Annotated in this window: 19 protein-coding genes; 7 read left to right on the top strand and 12 right to left on the bottom strand. The window is 64.1% G+C overall.

Annotated elements, in window-relative coordinates; genetic code table 11:
• The first annotated feature begins 94 nt into the window (after positions 1-94).
• Both OK351_RS00895 and OK351_RS00900 read left to right on the top strand, forming a co-directional pair.
• The gene (locus tag OK351_RS00895) at positions 95-1,114 is read left to right on the top strand and encodes a hypothetical protein (protein WP_265155446.1); all 1,020 of its coding nucleotides are present in this window, start codon (positions 95-97) and stop codon (positions 1,112-1,114) included.
• 60 nt (positions 1,115-1,174) lie between these two features.
• Complete coding sequence (locus OK351_RS00900; protein WP_265155447.1) at positions 1,175-2,365, top strand: MFS transporter; 1,191 nt, start codon at positions 1,175-1,177, stop codon at positions 2,363-2,365.
• 242 nt (positions 2,366-2,607) lie between these two features.
• On the opposite strand, the gene OK351_RS00905 is transcribed toward OK351_RS00900, so the two are convergent.
• From OK351_RS00905 to OK351_RS00920, 4 genes are all read right to left on the bottom strand, one after another.
• Positions 2,608-3,270, bottom strand: coding sequence for a GntR family transcriptional regulator (locus OK351_RS00905; protein ID WP_265155448.1), 663 nt, complete (start codon positions 3,268-3,270; stop codon positions 2,608-2,610).
• Between the two features lie 106 nt (positions 3,271-3,376).
• A complete protein-coding gene (locus OK351_RS00910; RefSeq protein WP_265155449.1) occupies positions 3,377-4,369 on the bottom strand; it encodes a transketolase family protein in 993 nt (330 codons plus the stop codon).
• A 2-nt stretch (positions 4,370-4,371) separates the two neighbouring features.
• The gene (locus OK351_RS00915) at positions 4,372-5,256 is read right to left on the bottom strand and encodes a transketolase (protein ID WP_265155451.1); all 885 of its coding nucleotides are present in this window, start codon (positions 5,254-5,256) and stop codon (positions 4,372-4,374) included.
• A gap of 41 nt (positions 5,257-5,297) precedes the next feature.
• Entirely contained in the window at positions 5,298-6,644 is a 1,347-nt protein-coding gene (locus OK351_RS00920) for an MFS transporter (protein WP_265155452.1), read from the bottom strand.
• A 221-nt stretch (positions 6,645-6,865) separates the two neighbouring features.
• Here OK351_RS00920 and OK351_RS00925 point away from each other — a divergent pair, with 221 nt between their 5' ends.
• The gene (locus OK351_RS00925) at positions 6,866-7,639 is read left to right on the top strand and encodes an SDR family NAD(P)-dependent oxidoreductase (protein ID WP_265155453.1); all 774 of its coding nucleotides are present in this window, start codon (positions 6,866-6,868) and stop codon (positions 7,637-7,639) included.
• Positions 7,640-7,891: 252 nt separating this feature from the next.
• Here OK351_RS00925 and OK351_RS00930 read toward each other — a convergent pair whose 3' ends face one another.
• A complete protein-coding gene (locus OK351_RS00930) occupies positions 7,892-8,761 on the bottom strand; it encodes a phosphatase PAP2 family protein (RefSeq protein ID WP_265155454.1) in 870 nt (289 codons plus the stop codon).
• 80 nt (positions 8,762-8,841) lie between these two features.
• Here OK351_RS00930 and OK351_RS00935 point away from each other — a divergent pair, with 80 nt between their 5' ends.
• The 3 genes from OK351_RS00935 to menD all read left to right on the top strand — a co-directional run bounded on the left by OK351_RS00935 (position 8,842) and on the right by menD (position 13,863).
• Positions 8,842-9,867: an o-succinylbenzoate synthase gene (locus tag OK351_RS00935; protein ID WP_265155455.1), complete on the top strand. Its 1,026-nt coding sequence runs from the start codon at positions 8,842-8,844 to the stop codon at positions 9,865-9,867.
• A 95-nt stretch (positions 9,868-9,962) separates the two neighbouring features.
• A complete protein-coding gene (locus tag OK351_RS00940) occupies positions 9,963-12,038 on the top strand; it encodes a PhoX family protein (protein WP_265155456.1) in 2,076 nt (691 codons plus the stop codon).
• Positions 12,039-12,117: 79 nt separating this feature from the next.
• The gene (gene menD / locus OK351_RS00945) at positions 12,118-13,863 is read left to right on the top strand and encodes a 2-succinyl-5-enolpyruvyl-6-hydroxy-3-cyclohexene-1-carboxylic-acid synthase (protein ID WP_265155457.1); all 1,746 of its coding nucleotides are present in this window, start codon (positions 12,118-12,120) and stop codon (positions 13,861-13,863) included.
• Positions 13,864-13,964: 101 nt separating this feature from the next.
• Here the strand turns inward: menD and OK351_RS00950 are convergent, their stop codons facing one another.
• The 4 genes from OK351_RS00950 to OK351_RS00965 all read right to left on the bottom strand — a co-directional run bounded on the left by OK351_RS00950 (position 13,965) and on the right by OK351_RS00965 (position 18,213).
• The gene (locus OK351_RS00950) at positions 13,965-14,747 is read right to left on the bottom strand and encodes an amino acid ABC transporter ATP-binding protein (RefSeq protein WP_265155458.1); all 783 of its coding nucleotides are present in this window, start codon (positions 14,745-14,747) and stop codon (positions 13,965-13,967) included.
• Positions 14,748-14,758: 11 nt separating this feature from the next.
• On the bottom strand, positions 14,759-15,553 hold the full coding sequence (locus OK351_RS00955; RefSeq protein ID WP_265155459.1) for an amino acid ABC transporter permease: 795 nt from the start codon (positions 15,551-15,553) through the stop codon (positions 14,759-14,761).
• A gap of 111 nt (positions 15,554-15,664) precedes the next feature.
• On the bottom strand, positions 15,665-16,459 hold the full coding sequence (locus tag OK351_RS00960; RefSeq protein ID WP_265155461.1) for an ABC transporter substrate-binding protein: 795 nt from the start codon (positions 16,457-16,459) through the stop codon (positions 15,665-15,667).
• Between the two features lie 413 nt (positions 16,460-16,872).
• Complete coding sequence (locus OK351_RS00965) at positions 16,873-18,213, bottom strand: isochorismate synthase (protein ID WP_265155462.1); 1,341 nt, start codon at positions 18,211-18,213, stop codon at positions 16,873-16,875.
• A gap of 247 nt (positions 18,214-18,460) precedes the next feature.
• Here OK351_RS00965 and OK351_RS00970 point away from each other — a divergent pair, with 247 nt between their 5' ends.
• Entirely contained in the window at positions 18,461-19,558 is a 1,098-nt protein-coding gene (locus OK351_RS00970) for a polyprenyl synthetase family protein (RefSeq protein WP_265155464.1), read from the top strand.
• 111 nt (positions 19,559-19,669) lie between these two features.
• On the opposite strand, the gene OK351_RS00975 is transcribed toward OK351_RS00970, so the two are convergent.
• From OK351_RS00975 to OK351_RS00985, 3 genes are read right to left on the bottom strand one after another with little or no spacing between them, the layout of a single operon-like run.
• On the bottom strand, positions 19,670-20,182 hold the full coding sequence (locus tag OK351_RS00975) for an HIT family protein (protein WP_265155465.1): 513 nt from the start codon (positions 20,180-20,182) through the stop codon (positions 19,670-19,672).
• The gene (locus OK351_RS00980; protein WP_265155466.1) at positions 20,182-20,616 is read right to left on the bottom strand and encodes a hypothetical protein; all 435 of its coding nucleotides are present in this window, start codon (positions 20,614-20,616) and stop codon (positions 20,182-20,184) included. Before OK351_RS00980 ends, OK351_RS00975 begins: the two co-directional genes overlap by 1 nt.
• Positions 20,617-20,635: 19 nt before the next feature.
• Positions 20,636-22,039, bottom strand: coding sequence for a PucR family transcriptional regulator (locus tag OK351_RS00985; RefSeq protein WP_265155467.1), 1,404 nt, complete (start codon positions 22,037-22,039; stop codon positions 20,636-20,638).
• Positions 22,040-22,125: the final 86 nt, after the last annotated feature.

Raw genomic sequence — 22,125 nt, forward strand, 5'->3', positions numbered from 1 at the left:
CTGCCGCCCGGGGGAGACTGGGTAACCAGGATCCGTGTTTCATCTGCGCTGTTTTGCAGATAATCGACGGACAAAATATCGAAGGAGTCGGTACATGGGCACGGCAGTCGCATCCCGGGGAATCCAACGCAAGGGACTTGTCCTGGCCCTGTTGCTGTTGCCAGTCCCGATGGTCGTGCTCAGCTGGATTCTGTTGCGAGAGGACCTTCCCGAGACACTGGCCACCCACTGGAGTGGCAGCAGTCTGCCCGATGGGTTCAGCTCCACCCAGGCCACCTTGATGACCTGTTTGGGGATCAGCGTGGCTGGAGCGGTCCTTGGGCTGGTGGCGTTCGGCTTGCGCAAGCCCGGATGGCAGGCCGGGCTTCTGTTCACCGGGGGACTGGCCGCGTGGTGCGCCGCCAGTAGCTGGTTGGTCAGTGCCAGTACCACGGCCACAGCCGGAGATCCGCAACAGGCGGTGCTCGGTGGATGGCTGGCCATCCTGATCCTTGGCAGCCTATTGGGTATCGCCCCGGCGTGGCTCAGCGGTTCCTCCCGGGAACTGAATAGGACCATGGACTACCAGCGCAAGCTGCGTATCGCCCAGGCGCAGGGGCGGCCATTGCCTGAACCCCTGCCGGCCCCGGAAGCCGTGTTCCGCCAGGCCGTCAACGCACCGGCCTGGCTGTGGCTCATGGCGGTTGGCATCCTGTTGCTGATGCTCGTTCTCTTCTGGATTTCACTGCCCGATATGGCAGAGGAGGGGATCGTGGCACTGTTGATCGGCCCGTTGGTCATGTTGTTGACCCTGCCGCTGGTGCTGGGACTATGCCGGCTGACGGTGCAGGTCGATGGTCACGGGCTGCGGATTTCATCCGCCATCCTGGGATTCCCGCTGCGCAGGATCGCCCTGGACGAGATCAAGGACGTGGAAACCGAGCACATCAATCCGGGGCAGTGGGGCGGCTGGGGTTGGCGGTTCTTCCCCGGTGGTTCGGCGATCGTCTTCAAGGCCATGGACGGACTGGTGGTACACACCGTCTCCGGCAAACGGTTCGCGGTGACCATGGAAGGATCCGAGCAGGTGCGCGACCAGCTGCTGGCGCAGCTGCGCGGCGGGCGGATGTCCTGACAACGGGTACTGCGTCATGCTCGGCGTGCACCGGGCCGGGCTGCGCGTAGGATCGGGAGAATGAGCGAACAACCCTTCAGCCTGCGACGAATCGCGCTCAAGGTGTATTCGCCGTCCCTGCTCTACGGCGTGGGCATGGGCGCGGTCACCCCGATTATCACCCTCTCCGCCTTGGACCGGGGTGCGGACCTGGCCACTGCGGCCCTGATTGTCACCCTGGTAGGGGTCGGGTCGTTGCTGGCCAATGTGCCTGCGGCGCTGCTGACCTCGCGGATCGGTGAGCGTTTCTCCATGGTGCTGGCGGCGCTGTGGGCCGCGCTGGGCATGGTCCTGGGGATCGTTCCCTCGAACCTGTGGCTCTTCGCTGTGGGCGTGGCCATGCTGGGGATGGCCGGTGCGGTCTTCAACCTGGCCCGGCAGAGCTACCTGGCCGAGGCGGTGCCCCTGGAATTCAGGGCGCGGGCCATGTCGACCCTGGGCGGAGTAATGCGCATCGGGGTGTTCATCGGACCCTTCGCCGCGACCGCTGCCATGCACTGGCTGGGGCTCACCGGGGCATTCTGGGTCGGGCTTGCCGCCATGCTCGGCGCCATGGTGGTGAGCCTGTGGATCCCGGATCTGGAATCCCGCACCGCGACCACCACCGTTGGCTCGCCTAACGGTCTGTCCATGATGCGCATTGCCAGGGCCCAGTGGCGAAGCCTGGCCGGTGTGGGCCTGGGCGTGGTGTGCATTGCCGCGGTCCGTTCCACCCGCCAGGTCGTCTTGCCGCTCTGGGGCGAGAACATCGGGCTGGATGCGGCCACCATTTCCCTGGTGTACGGGATTTCCGGGGCCATTGACATGCTCATCTTCTACCCGGCAGGCAAGGTCATTGACCGCCGTGGCCGGGTCTGGGTCGCGGTTCCGTGCCTGGGGATCATGGCCCTGGCCTTGTTCCTGCTGCCCTTGACCGGCAGTATGCCGACCATGCTGGCCGTGGCCATGCTGCTGGGATTCGGCAACGGCATCGGCTCAGGCATCGTCATGACCCTGGGGGCCTACTATTCCCCGGCCCAGGGGCGGGCCAAGTTCCTGGGCTTGTGGCGCCTGATGTCGGATCTGGGAGCCATGGGCGGGCCGGTGCTGCTCTCCAGCCTGGTTGCGGTGGGAACACTGGCCAGCGGGGTCCTGGCCATCGCGGTGGTGTCAGTGCTCGGCGCGGGGATCTTCGGCTACTTCATTCCGCGCACGCCCCGGCCGCGGGGATAGCCGCCGGCGCTTCGGCGGGAGTGCTCCGCTGGGCCTCGCGCCAAGGCTTCGACAGCCATCTGCCGTGCCACCTTCCGTGTGCTGAATCCGGCCGGGCATTCACCTTCAACCTGGAATGACGCCCTGAATCGCCATGCGGAAACTTGGAAACGGGCGTTGGCCGGGAAAGCTCATGGCCGGATATCATCCGTGCGTAGCCGGCCCGCACATCCTCGCGTGCAGTTCTGCGAACGGAGGGGATCCTAGTCGCCGACTAGGGTCGAGGCCGCGATATCCATATGTTCTGCGATTTCCTGCGCGACAATTCCGGGGTCTCCTTGCTCTATCGAGTCCACGAGCTTGAAGTGCCGGGCGACATCCATGTTCCGCACACCGCGTTCCTGTCCGGCGAACATGATGGACATCCTGATGGATCCCTCCAGCTGTTCCCAGGTATGCAACAGGGTTTCGTTGCCGGACAGTCGGCAGAGCGTGCGGTGGAATTCGAGGTCCGCTTCGATGCGTTCCTCCAGTCCGGCGGTGGCCAGTTGATCCATCGCGGTGACGGCCTCGCGCAGCTTCGCGATGGCCAGGTCCTGGCCATCGAGCGTCAGTAAGGTGTGCGCCGCCAGGGTTTCCAGTGAGGCGCGCACTGCAAAGATATCCTTGATTTCCTTGTCGTCCAGGTGGCGCACCGACAAACGGCCCCGCGGCCCGGCGGACACCAGTCCTTCCTGTTCCAGCTGTCGAAGGGCTTCCCGCAGGGTGCCGCGACTGATTTGCATGGAGGTAGACAATTCGGTTTCCACCAGATGGGCGCCTTGCTCCAGCTCGCCGGTGGTGATGGCACGACGCAGGGCAATCAGCGCTTGTTCGCGCAGGCTCTTTTTTCTCAGCCCCACCAGCGATGATTCTGTCAATGTCATGTCATTCCTCCACCGGTATCTTCCAAGGATAACTGTTAACTGTTAATCCTACCGCTTGTGGTGGGCGTGCTTTCCACGCCCACCACGGCTGTTGCTGATAGCGTCGCTAGTTCTCGAGTCCAGCCAGTACCGTTGCCGTGATGGCATCCACCGAGAGGCCGTAGCGGTCATGGAGGGTAGGCAACGCACCCGCGTCCAGGAACTGGTCCGGCAGGCCGATCGGGATCACCTTGGCCGAGACCTGACGCGCAACCATCGCTGCGGCGAGCGTCTCGTACAACCCTCCGACGACTGAATGGTTCTCCAAGGTCACCACAAGGCGGTTGGAATCGACCTCGTTCACCACCGTCTCGGCATCGAACGGCTTGATGGTGGGCGAATGTACGACGGCGACATTCACGTGGTGTTCGGCCAGCGACTTTGCCGCTTCCAGCGCCCTCATGGTCATCAACCCACTGGATACGAACACTACGTCCCGTCCGGTACGCAGTACCTTCGCCTTGCCAAGTTCAAAGGAGTAGTCGTATTCGTCCAGCACCGTGGGCACCTTGCCGCGCAGAAGTCGCAGGTAGGTCGGGCCCTCCGACGCGGCAAGCTGCGGTACCGCCTGCTCGATGTCGAGGGAATCGCAGGGATCCACGATGGTCAGGTTCGGCATGCCGCGGAAGATGGCGATGTCCTCGGTGGCCTGGTGGCTGGGGCCATACCCGGTGGTCAGGCCAGGCAGGCCCCCGATGACATTCACGTTGAGGTTCGGCTCCGCGATGTCCAGGCAAAGGAAGTCGTAAGCCCGGCGGGCCGCGAAGACCGAGTAGGTCGAAGCGAAGGGAATGAGCCCGGTTTCCGCGAAGCCTGCGGCCGCGCCGAACAATAGCTGCTCGGCCATGCCCATCTGGAAAAACCGCTCCGGATGCTGCTGCGCAAAGATGTGCATATCGGTGTACTTACCCAGATCCGCGGTCAGCCCGACGATCCGCGGGTCTTCATCCGCGAGGCGTGCCAGGGCATGCCCGAATGGTGCGGAGGAGGTTTTCTGTCCCGGATCAGCAAACGAAGCGATCATCGCCGATGTCTTCAGGCGTGGTTTCGTGGTGCTCATGGTTATTTCCTTCCCTGGGAGCCTGCGCTCAGTTGGTCGCGGCAGATCTGCCATTCGTTGTCCTCGATGCGCATGAAGTGCGCCTTCTCTCGGTTTTCCAACAGGGGGACACCGCGGCCGACCTTGGTATCGCAGAGCACCACGGAAGGACGGCCCACGGCTTGCGCCTGCTCGCTGATGCTGTCGAACGCCTCGACGAGGGCACCGACATCATTGCCGTCCACGCGTTGGGCATACCAGCCAAAGGCTTCCCACTTCTCGGTCACCGGCTCGGTACGCAGTACCCCGGCAGTGGGCCCGTCGGCCTGCAGGGCATTGATATCCACCAGTGCCGTGAGATGGCCCAGCTGATGGTGCGCGGCACCCATGGCGGCTTCCCAGGTGGAACCTTCGTCCAGTTCACCATCGGAAAGGAAATTGAATACACGCTGTGCCCTTCCCTGGTGTCGCAAACTAAGCGCCATGCCCACCGCGATTGTCAAACCGTGGCCCAGGGATCCACCGGAGATCTCCATACCGGGCGTATACGTCGACATCCCCGACATCGGAAGCCGGGAATCATCCGAGCCGTAGGTTTCCAGTTCCTCTATGGGAATGATCCCGGCTTCGGCCAGGGCTGCGTAGTGCCCAATGGCGTAGTGCCCCGTTGACAACAGGAAACGGTCACGTTCCTCCCACCCGGGATTCCCGGGCTGGTACGTGAGTTGGTCGCAGTACACGGTGGCCAGCATGTCGGCGGCACCCAGTGCCTGGCCGACGTAGCCCTGTCCTTGCACCTCGCCCATGTTCAGGGCATGGTGGCGAATCCGGTAGGCAGCGTCGCTGATTTCCTCGATCCGCTGATCCACTCGCAAGGGCGAACGGCCTGAGGCGGTGTAGGTTGTCATGACTATCCTTTCGTGATGAATCTGGTTCTGGTGGGGTAGGCCTATGGCCGGGCGCCCTGGCGATCAGGGGTGGCGGCGTTTGCGGCTTCGTCGGCCGCCTGCCGTTCGCGAGGCCCCCAGGTCTCCTTGGTTATCAGTGCGGCCAGCAAGCCGATGGCGGCGAAAATGCTGAACAACAGGGCCGGGCCCATCCACCCGAACTGCATGTAGAGCAGGGTCGTGATAAATGGGGTGAAGCCGGAGACCATGGCTGAGATCTGGTAGGCCAGTGAGGCGCCGGAGGAACGGGTATTGGCCTGGAACAGCTCGGGGAACCACGCTCCTTGGGCACCAGCAAGGGAATTCTGGCACACGGCGTAGGAGATCACGACGGTGACGATGATCAAGAGGAAGGAGCCCGTGTTGACCATCAAGAACATGGGGATACCGAACAGCATGGCGAAGGCGCAGGAAGCGATATAGACACTACGACGCCCCACACGGTCGGTGAGTTTTGCCCACGAGAATGTTGCGTAGATGCCGATGGCGGAGGCCAGGCACAGTGCGGTAAGCGTCTGCCAGGTCTCGGCAAGCTCGGCGGTGTGGAGGTAGGAAAGCATAAAGGTCACCGACACCGCATAGCCGGCCGTTTCGGCTACACGTAGGGCGATCCCACGCACGATATTGCGCCAGTCGGTGCGGATGACTTCCACGATGGGTGACTTGACGATGTTCCCGGAGCTTTTCACGTTTTCGAAGACCGGTGATTCGGGAACCTTCGAACGGATGACCAGCCCGACGATGACCAGGAGGATGCTGAAGAGGAACGGTAGGCGCCAGCCCCAGTCGCCGGGCAACTGGACACTGAACAAGAACACCAGGTTGGCCAATAGCAGGCCCAAGGGGAATCCGGACTGGACGATACCGGTGAACTTGCCTTTGTGTTTCCATGGGGAATGCTCGTAGGTCATCAGGATGGCCCCGCCCCATTCGGCGCCGAAGGCCAGACCCTGCACGATCCGCACGATCACCAGCAGGATCGGCGCAAGGAGCCCGGCTTGTTCGTAAGTCGGGAGCAGGCCAATGACGAAGGTGGCCAGTCCCATGATGATCAGCGAGGCCACCAACACGGGCTTTCGCCCGATCTTGTCTCCCAGATGTCCGCCGATGATGCCGCCCAGGGGACGCGCGGCGAAGCCGACTCCCAGGGTGGCGAATGATGCCAAGGTGCCGGTGAGCGGGTCGGCACCCGGGAAGAATACGTGCCCGAAATACAGGGCGGCGGCTGTGCCGAAGCCGATGAAATCGTAGGTTTCAATGGTGGCTCCGACCCCGGAACCCACCGCGACACGCCGTACATCCTTGGTGCCATGCACCGGTCCTCGCATTTTCAAGCTTTCACTGCTCATGAGGTTCCTCCTCGGAGTTTCTCCTAGCGTATGATCCGTCATTGTTGACAGTCAACATAATAAGAAGTGTGACCGAGGGCACCTGCTATGTCAACAGTTGAATTGTTTTGGTTGACTGTTGACAGTTAACCCAAATATAGTGGTCTGCATTACAGCTGGTGGGAGCATCACCTTTCGGTTGCAGCTGCTTCCCGGCACGGATCACGCGAAAGAAGGACCAAATGGAAAACTCACAACGTACCGCGGTACTGACCGGCGCCACTTCGGAACAGGGCATCGGCCTGGCCGCTGCCCGTCGCCTTGCACGGCAGGGCTGGGGAGTAGTCGTACTCGACTTGGATCAGCAGAAGTCTGAAGCGGTGGCGGCGCAGATTGCCAGGGAATTCGGTGTTCCCGCTTTCGGTCACGCGGTGGATGTTGCCCGCGAGCAATCCGTGACCCTTGCCCAGGAAGCTGTCGCCCGGCAAGTTGCCGACCTCAAGCTCCCCCCGGTGGGCGCGTTGGCCAACATCGCGGGCATCACCTCCCCAGTGGGCTTCCTGGATACCACGGTGGAGCTATGGCACGAGGTCATGAACGTGAACGCGACGGGGACATACCTGATGACCAAGGCCTTCCTGCCGGGGATGCTGGAGAACAAATGGGGTCGGGTCATCAATATGTCTTCGGTTTCCGCGCAACGCGGGGGTGGGGTATTCGGAAAGGTTCCCTATTCCTCGGCGAAAGCTGCCATCCTCGGCTTTACGAAGGCCCTGGCCCGGGAGATCTCCGATGGAGGGGTGACCGTCAACGCCATTACCCCGGGCGCAGTGGACACCAATATCCGGGTGGGGAGTACCGACGAGCAGGAGGCGGCGATCGCCGCCGGAATTCCGATCGGACGCACTGCCACAACCGACGAAGTCGCCTCGGTGATTTCCTTCCTGGCCTCGGAAGACGCTTCCTATCTCACCGGGACGACCATTGACATCAACGGCGGTAGCCATATGCATTGATCTCGACGGTTTCCCGGTTTCCCGGTTGGCAAGGGGATTGCCACGATGTTGCCGCCGGTAGCCAGATGTCCCGTATCCGGGCATCTGGCATGTCGCGACGCGGGGCCCGGCGTCCCACTTCGGGAAAGCCCGGCGACGGCGCGAGGGGTCCGAAACATGCGCCGGAGCGAAGCGGGCATGACGGGGATTATTCGGTGAAGAACGAGCGCCGGGCCGGTAGCGCCGGAGGGAACGGGACCGCAGCCCCCGGATCTACCGGTGACGCGCCTTACGGCGGCTTGGCCCCAGCACCACCGAGCGCAGGCATAGTCCCACCACGAGGGCGGTGGCGATGATATGCACCACGCCCAACGCGGCATATAAGGCAAGCAACCAGCTCGGGACCTGCTGGATATGCGGGTGAGGCAACACCCAGGACAGCATAATGACCAGCGCCCAGCACACCAGGGAGGCGATCCCGACACGTCGGGACCAGCGGCTGGGGCGTACCCTGGCCGACAGCGGCTGGCCGACCTGCAGAACGGCACAGGCAGCGACCATCCAGAAGCCGGCCACCATGAACCCGGCAGCGATATCCGAGGGGCGGTGCCACCCGGAAATCAATGTCGCCAAGCCCGTGATGGTGGCAAAACCCCACGCCACGGGGCCGATCACCGGGCGCAGTTTGGGTGGGGACACCACGTACATCAGCGCCATGGCGGCCGCCGCGGTGGTGGTATGCCCGGAGGGGAAGGAATTCATGGTGGTCCCGAAATTGTAGTCCGGGCGCACCAGCAGTACGTGCTTGAGCAGCTGGGTGGACCCCACGGCGGCAACCACTGCGACCGAGGCCAGCATGGCGCGGGAAAAACGGCGGTCCCGGATCACCCGGTAGATCAAAAAGACCGTGGCGATCGCCGCGCACAACGTCGGCAACAGGTCAAGGAAATCACGTACCGGGCTGTCCAGCCCGGTGCGTGGCCACCACCGGGTCCACGCGGCAAAGGCCACCTGATCCGCCCACTGGCCGGGACGTTGGGTGACGAAGAACCAATACTCGATCACACCCATCACCGCCAGCAGGAGCGCAGCCCACCACCACACCAGATGCCGGGGTCGGGAGACGACGGAGGTTGCGCGCATGTTTCCAGAGTGCCACAGATCCATGTCACCCACCCGGGAGGCAGTACGCGATTCGGAACACATTGATTAGGCTGGACGGTATGGATTACCAACTGCCCAGCCTCGAAGAGCTGCGGGAAAACTCATTCGTTGTGCGCCTGCCCCTGCGGGTCATGTTCCGTGGCGTCGTGCAACGAGAAGCCCTGCTGATCCAGGGTCCCGCCGGTTGGGGGGAGTTCTCCCCGTTCCTGGAATACGGCCCGGCCGAGGCCTCACGCTGGCTGGCCGCCGGAATCGAATCGGCGTACCAGCCCTATCCGGAAACCACCATCGAGCGGATTCCGGTCAACGCCACGCTCCCGGCCGTGACCACCGAACAGGTGTCCCGGGTCCTGGGGCAATACGATGCCCCGCACACCATCAAGATCAAGGTTGCCGAGTCCGGGCAGATCCTGCAGGACGACATTGCCCGGGTGGCCGAGACCCGGCGGCTGTACCCCGACGCCAAATTGCGGGTGGATGCCAACGCCGGATGGACCCTGGACCAGGCGGTCCCGGCCCTGGCCCGGTTGAGCGAATACGGCCTGGAATACGCCGAGCAACCGGTCCCTGGCATCGCCGACCTGGCGCGCCTGCGCGAACGCCTGGCAGCGCGCGGAGTCGAACTGAAGATCGCCGCGGACGAGTCGGTCCGCAAACACACCGATCCCGTGGAAGTGGCACGTATGGGCGCCGCGGACCTGATGGTGATCAAGACGCAGCCGCTGGGCGGGATCGCCGAGGCGTTGCGGATCGTGGAACAGGCCGGTCTTGATGCCGTGGTCTCCAGCGCGCTGGACACCTCCATCGGTTTGGGGCAGGCGGCCGCGCTGGCCGCCAGCCTGCCCGAACTGAAATACGCCTGCGGGTTATCCACCGGCACACTGTTCAAGGACGATGTCACCGAACAGCCGCTGATCGCGCACGGCGGGTACCTGGACGTACGGCGCCCTGCCGTCAGCCGGGCGAAGATCCGCCATTACAGCGTGGAACCGGATTCCTTCACCTGGTGGATGCAACGCCTGGAGCAGAGCTATGCGCACCTCTCCACCCGGCCGCAGGCCGACTCCTCGTTTGCCGGGAGTTAACCTTCCCGATCTGACCTGGTCACTTTCCCCTGCGACGCTCGATTCGCCCGCACCACACCGGGCGATGCGAGTACCACCAATGAAAGTGAACCATCATGGAATCTTCCCGCCGGCTCCTGCCGATGCAAGGCCACACCCGGGGTAACCGGTCGGCTGCGACCTGCCACTACAAATGCGGTGACGCATGCGCACAGCCGTACTCGAACACCTCGGAGAACGCCTACTTCAAGGACATCGCCGATGCCGCGCTCAGCCGCCGGAAGGTCCTGGGGCTCGGAGCCCTGGGCGCCGCCGCACTGGTGGTGGGACCCCAGCGGCTGTCCGCCCCGGCTGCCCAGGCTGGCACCGCCCCGGTCACGCCGGGCAGCGGGAAGCTGCCGTTCACCGCCATCGGCCCGGTGTCCCGGTCGGTGGATACCATGAGCGTGCCCGAGGGGTACGACTGGAGGGCCATCATCCGTTGGGGAGACCCCCTGTTCGGCCACAGCCCGAACTTCGATGCCGCAAACCAGTCGGCGCGGGCCCAATCCCAGCAGTTCGGCTACAACTGCGATTACCTGGACATCCTGCCGGACGGGGAGAACGGTAACACCGGGGTGCTGGTGGCCAACCACGAATACACCAATGAAGAGATGATGTTCGACCCGCAATGGCTCGCTGGCCACCCCGATGAGGCCCGGCGCACCGCGATGGCCGCCCACGGGTTCAGCGTCGTGGAGATCACCCGGCGCTGGAATGACCGGCGTTGGAGCTATGTGCGCGGCAACGGACGCAACCGCCGGCTGACCCTGGACAGTGAATTCACCGTGGACGGCCCGGCCGCCGGCAGCGCCCTGCTGCGCACCAAGGACGATCCGCAGGGCCTGCGGATCTCGGGGACCTTGAACAACTGCGCCGGCGGCACCACCCCATGGGGGACCGTGCTGACCGGGGAGGAGAACTTCGACCAGTACTTCCGCGGACGCGGCACCGAACAGGAGGCGCGCTACGGGATCAAACCCGAGGAGACCGAACGTGGCTGGGAGCATACCGAGCCACGGTTCGGCCTGCACCATGAGGGCTACGAGAACGAGGCGCACCGCTTCGGCTGGATCGTGGAAATCGACCCGCAGGACCCGGAATCGATCCCGGTGAAACACACCAGCCTGGGCCGCTTCAAGCACGAGGGTGCCAACGTCCGCATCGCCGAGAACGGGAAGGTCATCGCCTATTCCGGGGATGATTCCCGGTTCGAGTACCTGTACAAGTTCGTTTCCCATGAGACCTACCGTGAAGGGGACCGCGCCCACAACATGCGTCTGCTCTCGGCAGGGGACCTGTACGTGGCGACCTTCGCCGGCAATTCCCCGGCCGAACAAATCGACGGCAGCGGGGCCGTACCGGCCGATGGCTCCTTCGACGGGACCGGACGCTGGGTGCCCCTGGTCCAGGACGGTGTTTCCAAGGTGGAGGGCATGAGCGTGGACGAAGTGCTGGTCTTCACCCGGCTGGCCGCGGACCGGGCCGGGGCCACCAAACTCGATCGTCCCGAGGACGTGGAACCCAGTCCGGTCACCGGCAAGGTGTACGTGGCGTTGACCAACAACACCGATCGCGGGGAAACGGGTACCGAGGGCGCCACCGAGGTCAGCCCGCGGCTGCGCAACCGGGACGGGCACGTACTGGAACTGGGCGAAAACCCGCAGGACGCCACCGCCACCGACTTCGTGTGGAATATCCTGTTGGTGGCCGGTGACCCGAGATTCGACTCCTCCACCTACTTCTCCGGTTATCCGGCCGAGAAGGTCTCCCCGATCTCCTGCCCGGACAACCTGGCCTTTGATTCGCTGGGCAACCTGTGGATCTCCACCGATGGGGCCCCGAGCACCATCGGGTACTCCGATGCGCTGCACAAGGTCACGCTGGAAGGTGAACAGCGCGGCCGCGTCGAGCAGTTCCTGGCCGTGCCCACCGGTGCGGAAACCTGCGGACCTGTGGTGCGCGATGAAGAACGTTCGGTGTTCGTGGCGGTGCAGCACCCGGGGGAGGGCGGCACCTATGCCGAACCGCAATCCCTGTTCCCTGACTTCGTGGCCTCACCGGTGCGGGCCAAACGCGGTGAATTCCACGGGCCACGTCCCAGCGTGGTCCAGGTCTACCGCAGGGGATGGAACTTCCCGCGCAGCAACTAGTCCGTCCCGGCCCGGACCCCGCAGTGACGCAGATCAAGGCGGGGTCCGGACCCGTGGCCGAACGCCTAGACTGGATGCTGTGTGCACACAGCAAAATCCAGCCGCCGCCCCGCCACTGACCGCTGAACCGGCCGGGGAACTATCCGCGGTGTCCACGGCCCGTCAGGTCCTGGCCGGGCTCAGCACTGCCGGGCTGAGGGATCTGCTGCTTTCCCCGGGATCGCGCAGCGCCCCGCTGGCGTACGCGGCCGCCGAAGCCGAAGCCGCGGGTCTGCTGAGCGTACATGTGCGCATCGACGAACGCTCCGCCGGATTCATGGCCCTGGGACTGGCCCAGGCCAGCGGACGACCTGTGGGGATCATCGTCACCTCCGGGACCGCGGTAGGTGAACTGCTGCCAGCCATCATGGAAGCCCACCACAGCGGCACCCCGTTACTGGTACTCAGCGCGGATCGCCCAGCGGAACTCCAGGGGACCGGAGCCAGCCAGACCACCGATCAACGCGATCTGTTCGCCCGGCACACCCGCGCCAGCCTCAACGTCCCGGCCGGTCACCGGCCCCGGCACGCCGTGGAGCAGGCGCTGGCCGCGCTCGCCGGGGACCGCGAGCACCCTGCAGGTCCGGCCCAGCTGAACCTGCAATTCCGGGATCCACTGGTCCCTGAAGCGGATTCCCTGATCGGTGCACAAGCCTGGACCAGGCAGTTGGTTCCCGGGAACTGGTCGGCCCCGGCGACCGGGAATCCGACCCGGTGGGGTGCCGCAGCCGGTTCCCCACGGCGCACGGTGGTTCTGGCGGGACACGGTGCCGGGATCCAGGCCCAGCACTTCGCACGGACACTGGGACTTCCGTTGCTGGCCGAGCCCTCCTCCAACGCCCGGTTTTCGGCCCACGCATTGGGCCATTACCGGCTGCTGCTGGCCGTGGCCGCCGAACACATTGAACGGGTGGTGCTCTTTGGCCGGCCCACGCTCAGCCGCCCGGTGGCCCGGCTGCTGGCTGACCGGGACATCACCAGTGCCAGCTGGCAGCCCGGTCCGGTCTCCTGGTACGAACCGGGACGGCGCCGGGAACGGGTCATCACCGATGCCGGTGAGCTGGCGGATTTCGCCGGAAGCGCCCCGCCGGGGTGGTTGGAAGCGTGGCAGGAGTTGGAGTACCAGGCCGAGGCAATCGCCGGCCGCCGGGAAACCGGTGACTGCTTCAGCGGCTACCAGGTGGCCCGGGACCTGTGGAAGCACCGCCAGGGTCCGCTGTTCATCGGTTCCTCGAACATCATCCGCGACTTCGACCTGGCCGCCCGACCCGAGGAACTGCCCGGGCCCCGGGTGTACGCCAACCGGGGGCTGGCCGGGATCGATGGCAGCATCGCCACCGCCCTGGGAATTGCCCGGGGTAGCGGGGAGGCGACCCGGGTGGTACTGGGGGACATCACCTTCCTGCATGATGCCGGCTCCCTGCTGCTGGCTCCCGGGGAACCCGTTCCGTCGCTGGACCTGGTGGTCTACAACGACGCCGGCGGGGCGATTTTCTCCACCCTGGAACACGGGGCCGTGCACGACTCCGGTCACTACGGCCAGACCGTGGAACGGCTGTTCGCCACGCCGCACCGGGCCCGGATCGATGCGCTGGCCGCCGCCTACGGGTGGGAGTACCGGGCCCCGGCCGGCCCCGGGGACTTCAACGAACTGCTCGCTGCGGGGCAACCGGCCGGGGTGCGGATCATCGAGGTCCGCGCCGGACGTGAGAACCGCCGCCGGCACACCCTGGACCTGGGCCGGCACATCGCCGGTCTGTCCTGGCCCGGGCACCTGATGACCTGAGCGGGAAGTCGCTGGGCCACAGGGACGGCAAAGGCCGCAACCCCGGTGGGGGTTACGGCCTTTGCCGGTTCCGGCACACGGTGCCGGAGCAGGGGCGGGGATCAGATATCCACGTGGGTCGGATCCAGGACACGGCGCAGGAAATCCTGGGTCCGCGGCTGCTGAGGGTTGCCGATAACCTCCGCGGCCGGACCCTCCTCCACCACGACGCCGCCGTCCATGAACACCACACGGTCGGCGACTTCCTTGGCGAAGGCCATCTCGTGGGTCACCACGAGCATGGTCATCCCGGCCTTGGCCAGGGTCTTCATGATGGCCAGCACCTCGCCGACGGTTTCCGGGTCCAGGGCGCTGGTCGGCTCGTCGAAGAGCATCAGGGTCGGATTCATCGACAGTGCGCGGGCAATGGCCACACGCTGCTGCTGGCCGCCGGAGAGCTGGTCGGGGTAGCGGGCACCAAAGTCACCCAATCCCACCCGCTCCAGGTTCTCGGCGGCGATCTTCTTCGCCTCGGACGATGAGCGCTTGAGCACCTTGAGCTGGGCCACGGTGCAATTCTGCAGCACGGTCAGGTGCGGGAACAGGTTGAACTGCTGGAAGACCATGCCCACGTTCTGCCGCATGCGGTCCAGGTCGACTTCCGGGTCGGTGGCCTCGAATCCGCCTACGTGGATGGTGCCGCCGTTGGGCTTCTCCAGCAGGTTCACGCAGCGCAGCAGGGTGGACTTCCCTGAGCCCGAGGGGCCGATCAGGCAGACCACCTCGCCGGGCTTGACCTCCAGGCTGATGCCCTTGAGTACCTCGTTATTGCCATAGGACTTGCGCAGGTCGCTGATGGTGGCGCCGGCGGCCTGGAACACGGGATTTTTCTCGATCTTGCTCATGCTCTGTGCTCCTAGCGCTTGGTCCGTGCCGAGGAGTTCTCGAAACGGCGGGTGATCAGGCTCAACGGAATGGTAATGACCAGGTAGAGCGCACCGGCCACAATCAGCGGGGTGATCCCCGCACCCAGCGAGGTAATGCCCTCACGACCGAATTTGGTCATTTCGTACTGGGCCGCGGTCATGCCCAGGATGAAGGCCAACGAGGAGTCCTTGGTCAGCAGGATCATTTCGTTGGTCAATGGCGGCAGCACAATTTTGAAGGCCTGCGGGATCACGATGGTGACCATGGCACGCCAGGCTGGCATACCCAGGGACCGGGCCGCTTCGGTCTGGCCCCGCGGCACTGCCTGCAGGCCCGCCCGCAGGGTCTCTGCAATGTAGGCTGCGGCCACCAGGCCCAGGGAGAGCATCACCGTCACGGCGAAGGGCCATTTGGCTTCAGGGAACGCGGCCGGGACACCGAAGCCGAAGGCCAACAGCACCAGGATGGCCGGCACGCCGCGGAAGAACTCGATGAAGCCGGTAGCCAGCCATCGGTAGGGGGCGAAGCTGGCCATTTTCATCAGCGCCAGCACCAGGCCCAGGGACAGGCCGAAGGCGAAGGAGATGACGGTGTAGAAGATGGTGTTCTTCAAGCCGACCAGCAGCAGGTCCGGGAACATCGGCCCGAGCTTCTCGAAGGCGAAGAAGGAGGTGCGGATCTTGGGCCAGTCGGCCACGATGACGAGGGTCGTGATGACGGCGACAAAGATGATGGCCTGGACGATCTTGCTGATCCGGGCCCGTTGACTTGTGGTCATGGCCATGGGTAAACCTCACGGAAATAGTGGCGCGGCGGTGTCAACGGGTCGGACACCGCCGCGCGGGGTTCTTCGAAGCGAACGGTCGGCGGTTGCTTCAACCGCCGGGACGCCTGGCTACTTCTGGCCGAGCCATTCGTCGATCATGGCGTCCAGGTCGCCCGAGGTGCTCAGGCGTTCCAGGGTGGAGTTCACGCTGGCCAGCAAATCGGCGCTGTCCTTCGGAACCGCCACACCCAGCTTCTCGCCGGTGGTGATTTCCTCGACGATCTCGAAGTTGTCGTTATCCGCAATCGCGTAGCGCAGCACCGACTGGTTGCCCAACGCCGCATCGACCTGGTTGGTATCCAGGGCCTGCAGCTGCAAACCGCTGTCCTCGTACCCGGTGGTATCCAGGCCCTCTTCGCGGGCGAACTTCTCACCGGTGGTGGCCTGCTGCACGCCGACCCTCTTGCCCTTGGCCGATTCCAGATCGGTGATTCCAGAGTCCTTGCGCGCCACCAGCATCAGGTCGTCATCCAGGTAGGGATCCGAGAAGTCCATATTGGCCTGGCGGGGTTCGGTGATGGAGATCGAGGAGATCGCCAGATCACACTGGGTGCTGAACAGGCCGGATTCGATCGAGTCGAAGCTCGAAGCGATGATATTCAGTTCCAGGTCCAGATCGCTGGCGATCTCCTTGGCAATATCCACATCCAGGCCAACGACTTCGCCGTCACGGTTGAATTCGAAGGGCTCGTAGGGGATGTCCGAGCACATGGTCAGCTTGCCGGCTTCGCGCGGGGTGAAACCGTCGGCCGTGCCTTCATCGGTGTTTTCATTCGAGGCCGAGCCGCCGCAGGCGGTCAGCGCGATCAGCGCGACGGATCCAACGGCGAGACCGGACAATACGTTCTTCTTGAAGGGACGCATAAGGGCGGAACCTACTTTCAGGTAATGCGAGTGACAAGGCGTCGTCATAATCATAACCATGGCACGACAAGGGTGAGACTCTCATCACAGAGTGTCGTGCCAGCATTAGCAATGCTTGGCCTCATGGGGTAACTTCCGGTGAGTTTCATCATGTTTGATGGCCCATCGGTGTCATCTGCCCAGCTTAGGGCCAAAAGAACAGGTGTGGTCGGCCACCGGGCAATTCCCGCACAAAGCGCGCTGTGAGGGGTTCATGGCAAGACCCAAGGGGCCCGTACGCCCGATTTCCATGAAGAATGTCCACACGACGGGAGGCCCCTGGGGCCGTGCCAACGCGGGCAAGGCCGGTTCATGCCCGCAAGCCACTGCACCCCGCAGCGTGGGCTGCAGTGGCGGGCCGCGGTGTCCGAGGCTCAGCGTTCGGCGTGCAGGGCCTGGAGCATGGGGCGCATCTTGGCCCAGGACTCGGCCAATTCGGATTCCGGATCCGAGCCCTGGACGATGCCGCATCCGGCGTACAAGCGCATACTGTGCTCGTCCTCCAGCACCCCTCCGCGTAACGCAATGCCGAATTCGCCATCGCCGCGGGAATCGATCCAGCCGACCGGCCCGGCGTACGGCCCGCGGTCCAATCCTTCAAGCCGGCGCAGGACGGCGCCCGCTTGCTTGGTCGGGGTACCGCAGACCGCTGCGGTGGGATGGAAGATCTCCGCGATATCCAGTGCGGTGGGGAACCGCCCGTTGCTTCCCGGACGCAACTGGGCATTAACGTCACTGGCCAGATGCCACACATTGGGCAGTTCCAGGATGAAGGGTTCCCCGGGGGCACACATGCCATGGGAAATGGGGTCCAGCGCCAGGGTCAGCGAATCGATGGCCAGCTGGTGTTCCACTCGTTGCTTGGGATCCTGGAACAGTTCGCGGTGCGGATAGCTCTGGTCGCCCACCGGCGCGGTGGCCCGATCCAGTGTGCCGGCCAGGACCCGCGCCTCGGCCCTGCCATTGGTGACCCGGACCAGCATTTCCGGGGTTGCCCCGACCAACCCATCCACCGCATAGGTCCAGCAGTTGTCGTAGCCCTTGATCAGCTCGAGGATCACATCCGCCAGGTTGATGCCCCCGGTGCTACGGGCAATCACATCCCGGGAGAGCACCAGTTTGGAGATCTCATCGCCTTCCAGCACCTCCAGGGCCCGGGTGACCGCTTCCAGGTAGGAGCCGGCGGTCAGTTGCCCCGGCAGCAGGCTGATGGATCCGTGCGGGGCACCGGTAAACGCGGCCTGCTCCAGCAGCTCCTCGGCGCGTCGGACGGCGTATTCATAGCTTAATTCCGAGACCGGCATGGTGTCACTGGTCAGGGTGATCCATGACAGGTTCCCGTCCTTGCCGAAAATGACCTCGGGGATGACCAGACGCGAGGCGTAGGTGCTGGTGTAGGAGAAGGCGAAGGCCCCGAAGGCCACCGGGCCGCTGCCTGGCCGGTTGATCGGATCGATGACGGTAGCCCGGGCGAGCACGTCGGTGAGCCAGGCCCGTGCCTGGGCGAAGCGCTGCGGGCCACCGGTGGTGATCCTGGCGACGGAACCAAGTCCCACCAGCCCGTTGCCCTGGCGGGTCCAGACCATGGCCCGGTGACGCAGGGCATCGATGATGAAGGCTTGGCCGGTGCGTTCGAAGCTGAAGGTCACGCTCGACAGGACGGGAAGTTCGTCCCGTACCGGGGCAGGGGAAAAGACGGGCAAATCTGCAGACATGATAGGGCTAAGCCTACCGCCGAACAGGATCCTCCGGTCAGTGGCCGTGTCGGGACTCACCCGGGACCGAGTCCCCGCTCACGTCCTGGGGGTGGAGGCCGGACAAATGCCGGGCAATACGTGAGCCAAAGAGCATGGCGAGGGGTTCATCGGCTAGAGTGATAGGAGTTTCGGAAGCGGTGAGCTGCCGAGCAGTCCGCATCGGACGATAACCGAACCCGTTGAAAGATAAGTAAGCCGTAAAACAGTGACTGATTCGAAAAGCAACTGGACTGCAGCCGGACACCAGGTACCGGACTCGATAGAGCTGAATCCCGAAACCGCGGTTTTGGCCGCGTCCTTTAATCTTCCAGCTGGTTTCGCGCCCATTGCCGAGGACCCGGAATTCGGTCCCGCGGTCTCCACCGGGCTGGCCAAGGTCGAAAAGCTGTTGCGTGATGCGATCGCCAATTCCGACCCGCTCATTGACGCCTCGTCCCGCCACCTGGTGGAAGCCGGCGGCAAGCGGGTACGTCCACTGCTGGTTCTGCTCACCTCCTTGTTGGGTGAGGGAATCAATGACGAGGTCATCAAGGCCGCCGCAGTGGTGGAACTGACCCATCTGGCCACCCTGTACCACGATGACGTGATGGATTCTGCCCCGATGCGACGCGGGGCCCCGACCGCCCACGAGGTGTGGGGCAACTCCGTGGCCATCCTGGCCGGGGACCTGATCTTCGCCCGCGCCTCGGTGCTGGGTGCGGAACTGGGTCCGGAAGCGGTGAGCTGGCAGTCGCGCACCTTCGAACGGCTCTGCCTGGGGCAGCTGCATGAATGGATCGGCCCACGGGAATCGGACGACCCCATCAAGCACCACCTGCAGGTGATCAGCGACAAGACCGCTTCGCTGTTGGCTACCTCGGGGGCCTTTGGCGCCCGTTTCGGCCAGCGCCCCGAGTACATTGAGATCCTGCGCGAATACGGTGAGAAGATCGGTGTGGCCTTCCAGGTGGCCGATGACGTGATCGACCTGGTCGCTACCGGTACCGATTCGGGCAAGACCCCGGGCACGGACCTGCGCGAAGAGGTCCCGACCCTGCCGGTACTCAAATTGCGTGAGGCCGCCGACGCCGGCGACCAGGCCGCGATTGCCGCCTTGGAACTCGTGGATGGGGACCTGACCAGTGACCAGGCCTTGGCCGAGGCGGTTGCCGCGGTCAGTTCCCACCCGGCCACCCAGCAGGCGTGGGAGGTCGCCCGGCAGTGGGCCGACGACGCCATCAAGGTGCTGGATCCGTTGCCGACGGGCACGGTGAAAAGTGCGCTGGTCGCCTTCGCCGATGCGGTGGTCACCAGGGAAAGCTGAACAGCACCCCCAACGACATGCAATGCAAATGGCAGCCCGGCCGGGCTGCCATTTTGCGGTTAAACGGATCCGGCAACCGGATGCAAGATGGGAACACCGGCTATCCGGCGACTAGAATATGGCCTGGTTATCAAGCAGCCTCATCGGGTGCTGGTTCGAGAACACCGCGACCCTCAGCTGGTCGGCTTTCTCCGCGCGGACCTGCACCGGAACCCGGTGGCGTAGCTGCCGGTAGAGCATGTCGTCGGTGTAGCGCGGGAACACGTGCTGGTGATAGTGCCAGACGTGCTGGTTCCCGGCAGGCTCGTTGTGCTGTCTGGTGCTGGTCCCCTCCGGGTTCCACGCCAGTTTCATGGCCAGGGCAATGCGCCGGGTTTCGCGCATCAGCGCGCCGCCGACCACGTCATCCAGGTCGTACAGGGTCTCCAGATGCCGGATCGGGATGATCATCACGTGACCGCCGTAGGTCCCGAAACCGTCGCAGGCCATGATCGCCGCCGCATGCTCGGTGCGGTAGATCAGATCCGTGGGAGCGCACAGGTTCCCGGCACTGAATTCCCGTTCCCCAAGCAGTTCGCAAAACGGGCACTGGTAGTCTTCCGGGGCGTGGGAGGGGATCTGCACTAATTCTCCAGCTCTGCGCTGAGCTCCTCGAAAACCCAGCTGAACATGTCCAGGGTGAACTCGCTGAAGGTGCCTTCCTCGCTGGTCCAGCTCCCGCGGGAGTTATTGCGACGGTAGACGATCGGGTCGGGAACATCCGTCTGGCTGGCCTTGAAACCCCAGACGAACTTTTCCTCCTCGTCCTCCAGGAACAGCAGGTACCCGTCTTCGACCTCCAACTCCTCGGGGTCGAAGAAGTAATGGTAGGCCTCCATGAAGTCATCGCAGTTACCCAGCGAACGGTAGAACTCCTCCAACACCAGGGGGATCTGCACCCGCGATTCCTCCAGCGCTTCGGCCAGTTCCTCACGACTGAGCCCATCGGCCTCATTCCATGCGTCATCGAGGTATTTGGGAACGAGGGAACGGAACTTCTCAAGGAACATGTCAGCCATGTCTTTATCCTATCGAGAATCAGGCCAGTTCCAGTGCACTGAGGGCAATCCACAGTTGCACACGGTCACCAGTGACCGTGGGATCGTAACCGGACAGGTCGGTGATCTGTTGCATGCGGTAGCGAACGGTGTTGCGGTGCAGGCCCAAGGACTCGGCTACCGCGCCGACCGACCCGTCCAATTTGAAGTACTCACGCAGGGTCTTGAGCAGTTCACCCTTGTTCGCGGTGTCGAACTTCTGCAGGGGTCCCAGGGCCTCCTGCGCCAGATCCTGGATCGGCACGTCACGGGCGGTGAGCAGCAGCGAGGTGAGGGACAACTTGGCCGGTGTGTTGACCCGTTCCCCATGGCGCAGGGCCTCCAACGCCTCATAGTAGCTCCAGCGCACCCCATTGACATGGGCATAGCTGCCACCGAACCCGATCTGGGCGGAAACTTCCGCTGTTTGCAGGTACTTGTCCAGCAGCTCCACAGCCTGCCGGCTCAGGTCGGTGGGAACCAGCAGCCCCAGTTTGTCCTCGATGCTGCACACCACCTGTCCATCGAGCAAGGGTGGCAGCGGAAGGCGGTGCAAGAGCGAGCCCGGGGAACCGGCCTGGATGAGGATCACCACATGGTTTTGCCGGGTGTCCAGCCCCAGGGACCGCAACCGGGCGGTGCCCTCGGGGCCTTCCACGGTGCCTGCCACCAGGTCCTCGAGGATCTGGCCGTTGGCGGCGCGTTGCGATTCGCGTAGCCGTGATTTATTGGCCATCTCCAAGCCGATGAGTGACTGGGCGTACTCGACCAACCCGTGATGCCGGTAGGGTTCGGCCAGGTACAAGGTGCACTTGTCGCGCATGCCCGTGGCCACCGGAACCTCGTGCCAACGTCCTGTGGACAGATCGGGCCCGTGGATTTGTGTCCCGTACAGGGACACGGCGACCGCAGTTCCGAGCATCTTGGACAACTCGGCCAACATGCTGGACAGGTTGGCCGACAGCAGGGTCCGGGTCAGTTGCTGGTGGGAGCGCAGCAACTGCTGCAATTGCCGGACATGCAAACGGTGTTGTTCCTCGGCGATGAGCTTGGTAATGGCCGCGAAGGGGGTTTCGTAGGGCACCTCGAACACGGGAAGGCCTACTTCCTGTGCGGTCTTGACCACTGTTTGCGGTACGTTCCGGTGCCCCAGCCCGGTGCCGAACCCCAGGGCGATGACGCCGTTTCTGGCCAGCCGGTGCACGAATTCCCGTTGGCTGGCTGTGGTCTTCTGCCTAACACCGGTGGTCAACACGATTTCCTCACCCGTGAGGAACTCCGAAGGGTCCAGCAGCTCGGTGACCGCACCCCACGTGATGGATGTCTCCGACGTGGTCGAAAAGTCATTCAATGGGCGCAATGCCAGCTCTTCATGCTCAAACAAGTTCGCGAGGGTGATTGCCATGCATCAAGTTTAGGCCTTGGATTGTGCGCGTTTCGCTGGCGGACAAGGATGTTGATCGCAGATCGTTGCCAAAAAATGCACACAGC

Origin of the sequence: Glutamicibacter sp. MNS18, assembly GCF_026107515.2 — a bacterium.
Taxonomy (GTDB): Bacteria; Actinomycetota; Actinomycetes; order Actinomycetales; family Micrococcaceae; genus Glutamicibacter.